Annotated in this window: 5 protein-coding genes and 1 pseudogene; 3 read left to right on the top strand and 3 right to left on the bottom strand. The window is 70.7% G+C overall.

The features are described from left to right. Positions 1-74 precede the first annotated feature (74 nt). Both EYA84_RS26370 and EYA84_RS26365 read right to left on the bottom strand, forming a co-directional pair. A complete protein-coding gene (locus EYA84_RS26370) occupies positions 75-635 on the bottom strand; it encodes a DoxX family membrane protein (RefSeq protein WP_131056362.1) in 561 nt (186 codons plus the stop codon). A gap of 77 nt (positions 636-712) precedes the next feature. After that, on the bottom strand, positions 713-1,486 hold the full coding sequence (locus tag EYA84_RS26365) for a helical backbone metal receptor (RefSeq protein WP_131056360.1): 774 nt from the start codon (positions 1,484-1,486) through the stop codon (positions 713-715). 132 nt (positions 1,487-1,618) lie between these two features. Here EYA84_RS26365 and EYA84_RS26360 point away from each other — a divergent pair, with 132 nt between their 5' ends. Together EYA84_RS26360 and EYA84_RS26355 are read left to right on the top strand one after the other, a co-directional pair. After that, positions 1,619-2,473 carry a DUF2726 domain-containing protein gene (locus EYA84_RS26360; protein ID WP_131056358.1) on the top strand — a complete coding sequence of 285 codons (855 nt, stop codon included), beginning with the start codon at positions 1,619-1,621 and terminating at the stop codon, positions 2,471-2,473. A 265-nt stretch (positions 2,474-2,738) separates the two neighbouring features. Beyond that, positions 2,739-4,016: a hypothetical protein gene (locus tag EYA84_RS26355; protein ID WP_131056356.1), complete on the top strand. Its 1,278-nt coding sequence runs from the start codon at positions 2,739-2,741 to the stop codon at positions 4,014-4,016. Between the two features lie 72 nt (positions 4,017-4,088). On the opposite strand, the gene EYA84_RS26350 is transcribed toward EYA84_RS26355, so the two are convergent. Continuing rightward, complete coding sequence (locus EYA84_RS26350) at positions 4,089-4,433, bottom strand: Lsr2 family protein (RefSeq protein ID WP_131056354.1); 345 nt, start codon at positions 4,431-4,433, stop codon at positions 4,089-4,091. Between the two features lie 266 nt (positions 4,434-4,699). Between EYA84_RS26350 and EYA84_RS26345 the strand changes: the two are divergent. Further along, positions 4,700-4,942: pseudogene (locus tag EYA84_RS26345) on the top strand (LON peptidase substrate-binding domain-containing protein); the annotation flags it as partial. Positions 4,943-4,976: the final 34 nt, after the last annotated feature.

The following is a 4,976-nucleotide window of genomic DNA, read 5'->3' as shown; positions in this document are numbered from 1 at the left end:
AGCCCCCGGGCCGTCGTGGCGGCGGGCGGCACCCGCAGGGGTGACGCCCGCCGTGTGGGGAGGGAGGGGACAGGTCAGCGGAGCCAGGCGAAGCGCTGGACGATCGGCAGCCGGGCCCAGGTGCGGCCGAGGCCCCAGGTGTCACCGGCGTTGGTCACCGCGAGCAGCGCCAGCACCCCGGCGTAGACCAGGTGGTCGTCCATGAAGGGGTTGTTCGCGGGCAGCAGGGCCGCAGTCCACATCATCACCAGTAGCAGGCCACCGGCGACGGCGGCGACGCGCACCCCGATGCCGAGGATCAGGGCGGTGCCGATCGCGGCCAGACCGATCATGAACAGCCAGTCGGCCCAGACCGCCCCGGCCATGCTCTGGTAGAAGCCCTCGAACGGACCGGTGACGCCGAAGCTGAGGAAGCCCTTGGTGGGGCTGCCGCCGTTGATCCAGGCGTTCTCGCCCTCGGTGGCGAACCCCAGGCCGAACAGCTTGTCCACGAACGCCCAGAGGAAGATCCAGCCGAGTGCCAGCCGCAGCCCGGCGAGCAGGTGGCGGGTGACCCGCCTCCGGTCGACCTGCTCCCGAACGGTCTCGGCGCCCGGGGTCCTGGCGGCGGTGTTCCGCTCGGTCATCGCGGTCATGATGTCCACGTCCCTTCTCTGCTTCGCACCGCTGTCCCGGTGACACCTCCATTGGACGCCGGTGGGACCGGGTGCGGTCAGGGCCGACCGGGCCCGGACCGGACGGGACCTTCGACCCCTTCCGGCCCGGGCCGTCGGACCGGGTCCGCCAGTTGAGCGGCCAGCACCGACGGGGCCTCGGCCAGCGACGGGCCGTACCAGGTCAGGTGCCGACCGGAGAGCAGAGCACACGGTACGCCAGGAAATGCCTCCGGCCCGTCGTCGGCGGTGAACCGGTACGGCTCGTCCGGCAGCACCACCAGGTCGGGTCCGGTGGCGCGCAGTTCGTCCAGGGACGGTCGCGGATACCGTTCCGGCTGTCCGGCGTAGAGGTTGGTCACGCCCAGCCGGCGGAGCACGTCACCGGCGAAGGTGTCGGCGCCGAGCACCACCCAGGGGCGCCGCCAGACCGGCACCACCGCACGGTGCCGCACCGACGGAGTCGGAAGGTCGGCCCAGGCCCGTCGCGCCGCCGTCAACCACTCGGGTTCCCCCGACGCGCCCAGGTCACGCAGCAGGTCGGCGAGCTCGGTCAGGGCGGCGTCCACGGTGCGTGGGTAGGTGACCCGGACCGGCACCCCGGCGGCGGACAGCGCCTCGGCGTCCTCGCGCCGGTTCTCCTCGACGTTGAGCAGCACCAGGTCCGGCCGCAACGCGCGCACCCGGTCCAGGTCGGGGTACTTGCTGCCGCCCACCCGGGGCACGTCCAGATCGGCCGGAGCGGTGCACCAGTCGGTGGCTCCGACCAGCAGACCCGGCAGGGTCACCGCCACCGCCTCGGTCAGCGAGGGCACCAGGGACACCACCCGCATCCGTCCACCTCCTCGGCTCGGGCGCGGTCGGTCACCGTCGTGGCGGTCATCGCGGGCCCACCGGGGGAGCCGCCCGGCATGATCGTCATCCTAGACTCGGTCGGTCGGCGGCAGGATTGGGTGGATGCGACGATGACCGGTGGCGACGCGTGGCTGTCGACGGTTCCGGCCGGTGGGCGTACGCCTGTGCTGGCCCGCGCGGGACAACGGGTGCACGCCGCCCCGCGTCTGGGTGACGTGATCCGGCGCCGGCCGCCGGGGCTCACCGGCAGCCAGTGGAACACCGCCGCGCGGGTGGTGCTCGACCACGTGGTCTGCGCGGACGACACCGGCCTGCCGCAGTTCGCCGTCGAGTTCCGGGAGCCCGCGCCGGACGCCGCCGCCCGGCGGGTGGACCGGATCGTCGAGGCGGTCACCGCCAGCGTCGGCCTGCCGCTGCTGCGGATCGGCTCGGTCACCCTGCGCGCCGTCGACCACGGTCCGGGCATCGTCGGCTACGTGATCGACGCCCGCCGGTACGCCGACGGCGCCGCCGGGTCGGACGTACCCGCCGTCGGGTTCCGCGACATCGTCGGCCGGCTGCCGGACGGGCGCACCGGCGCGGTCAACGACCTCGGCGCGCTCGCCCGGGCCGAGGCGGTCGAGGCGTACGTGTCGCGGCGACTGGCGGATCCGATCCTGCGCGGGTTGCACGTGCGCTGGGCCGACGGCCCGGTCGAGGGGTGGAGTTGGGTCGAGGTGCGGCCCGGCGCGTTCCTGGTGGAGCGAGTCATTCTGCGGACGCACCGATTCTCCTGTGGTGTCGATCCCGCACGACTGGCCGAGGATCTGTCCGCGCTCGCTGTCGGTGAGCGTCTGCGCACCCTGGAGAACGAAAGTCCCGCCGTGGTGGATCGCACCGATCTGCTCGACGACATCCGGCGACTCGGGCAGCGCCGCGACGAACTCGTGGACGGTTTCGCCTACGACCATCTGCACCAGGTCTGACCTGCCCAGGAGCCGTACGGCCCGGGTCGTCGAAAAAAAGTCCACCTTCTTTTGAACTCCCGCCACGGCGGGGCCGTACCTCACCGGGAATGGACAGGATCTCCCAACCCGCGCCGGGGGCGCGGGAGGCGGTGCGGAAAGGGCATCGTCGTCTGTCGACGTACCACCGGTGCGTTCGAACGGCCTCCGTCGAACGCGCCACCACGATTCCGTTCGGTCCGTCGAGTCACGCGTCAGGTACCGGATCGAGAAGGAGAGCAATTCGATGCGCAGGTCCACCCGGTCACGCAGACCCTCAGGTAACACGCGGACCAAACGACTTCTGGCCGTTGGTGCCACGCTCGCCGTCTTCGGTGGCGTCGTTGCCGTTACCCAGATCTCGTCGGCCGGTGACCGACGGCCGAACAAGCAGCAGACCCGCCCGATCTCGGCCGAGTGTGTGGAGCCCAGCCCGGGTGCGACCGCGCCGACCGCCCGTGGCGCCACCACCACCCGCACCTTCCAGAACGGCCGGTGGGTGACCAACCACTGGGGTGACGGGCAGCAGTCCGTGGAGGAGTGCCAGGAGACCCGCAGCGGCAACGGTGGCGCGACCCCCGCCGGTTCCTTCGCCGTGGCCTGTCCCGACGTGGTGAGCCGCCTGCCGCAGGTGCCCGACCGGGCCCGCGCCGAGGTGGACCGCAACCTGGCCCTGCTCCAGACCCAGATCACCGAGGCCGACCAGCGCCTGGCCGCCGAGGGCAACAAGGGCCAGGCGTTCATCCGCAACGCGATCCTCGACCCGCTGGCCAGCAAGCGGCGGGCCACGCTCGACCGGATCACCATCTCCATCGACCGCTTCGGCCCCCGGCCGCGTGGCCTCGCCGGTCTGGCCGCCTGCCAGGTGCAGCCGGTGAACAACAACAACGGTGGGAACAACGGCGGCAACAACCCCAACAACGGTGGGAACAACGGCGGGGGCAACAACAACGGCGGCAACAACGGCGGAGGCAACAACGGCCTCGACGTGCTGGCCAACAACTGCAACAACAGCCAGCTCCAGCCGCACGACGGCTTCCAGAACGGCAACCGCTGCATCAGCACCGCCTTCGGTGAGGTCGGCTCCGCCGCGAACAACCCGTCGCTGCTGATCACCGAGTTCCCGCAGCAGATCAACCGCAACGAGGGCTTCGCCCTGCGGGTCAGCACCCGCAACCTGGTCCGGGACCGCTTCCTCCCGGCCGGTCAGGGTGGCTACTACCTGGAGAGCTCGCTGCTCAACGGTGAGGGCCTGACCCGTGGCCACTTCCACACCGCCTGCCGGATGCTGAACAACACGAACGAGGCGCCGGCGGCGGATCCGGTACCGGCCTTCTTCGTGGCCACCGAGGACGGCGGCGGCGGTCGCCAGCCGGACAGCGTGGTCATCCAGATCCCGGGCCTGCCGGAGTCCGGCACCGCACAGTGCGCGGTCTGGGCCGGCGACGGCTCGCACCGTATCCCGATGTCGGAGCGGGCCAACCAGACCCCCGCCTTCGACGCGGTGCGGATCCAGGTCAACTGACCCGGAACAACACGCGGGCCGTCCGGAACCAGGTTCCGGACGGCCCGCGTCGTTGTGGGGCGACGCCGCTGTTCAGCGGTTCTTGTACGCCTCGACGACCTCGACCGGGATACGACCCCGCTCGGAAATCTTGTAGCCGTTGCCGACCGCCCATTCCCGGATCGCGCGGTTCTGCTCGCGGTTCATTCCGGGTGCCGCCGCGGTGACGCGACGCGGTCCGCGACCGGTGTCGGCGCTGCCGCGTCCGAGCCGTCGGCCCGCATTGATAAACGGATCCAGCGCCTTACGCAGGACTCCCGCGTTCTCGTCGGAGACGTCGATGGTGTAGCTCACGCCATCCAGGCTGAACTCGACCGTGCGATCGGCCTTTCCGCCGTCGAGGTCGTCAGTCAGCACCGTGATTACTTTTCTCGCCATCGTCGATTACTCCCTGTGTCTGGCGGGGTGTGGTCAAAGTTTGACTCATCGCCCCGCAATTGCGCAACAAAAGCCCCTGTCCGCCGCGTCTCGCGTTTTGCGCCGCGCGTAAATCCCGATTACCCGGTGTTCCCGTCGTCGGTACGGATGTGTCGGTGCCGCACCCGATCGAGGTCGGTTCGTGTGCTGGGTCACACCGTGGAACAACGCCGACCCGCGTCGACTTGAGTCAGACACGCTCAACTCAATGCGATAGCAGGTGTTCGATGGCAACTCTTCCGGTACTTCCACTGACCGACGCGGTACTGCTGCCCGGCATGGTCATCCCGGTGACCCTCGACCCGACCACCCAGGCCGCGGTCGACGCGGCCCGCGCCGCCGGCGACCGCAGGCTGCTCGCCGTGCCCCGCCTCGACGGCGAGTACGGCTCCGTCGGCGCGATCGCCACCATCGAGAAGGTGGGTCGGCTGCCCAGCGGTGAGCCTGCCGCCGTCGTCCGCGGCCTCGCCCTGTCTCTTATGCACAGCTGACGCTGCCGACGAA

Origin of the sequence: Verrucosispora sp. SN26_14.1 (assembly GCF_004307965.1) — a bacterium.
Taxonomy (GTDB): domain Bacteria; phylum Actinomycetota; class Actinomycetes; order Mycobacteriales; family Micromonosporaceae; genus Micromonospora.
This window is presented reverse-complemented; position numbering and strand designations above follow the sequence as displayed.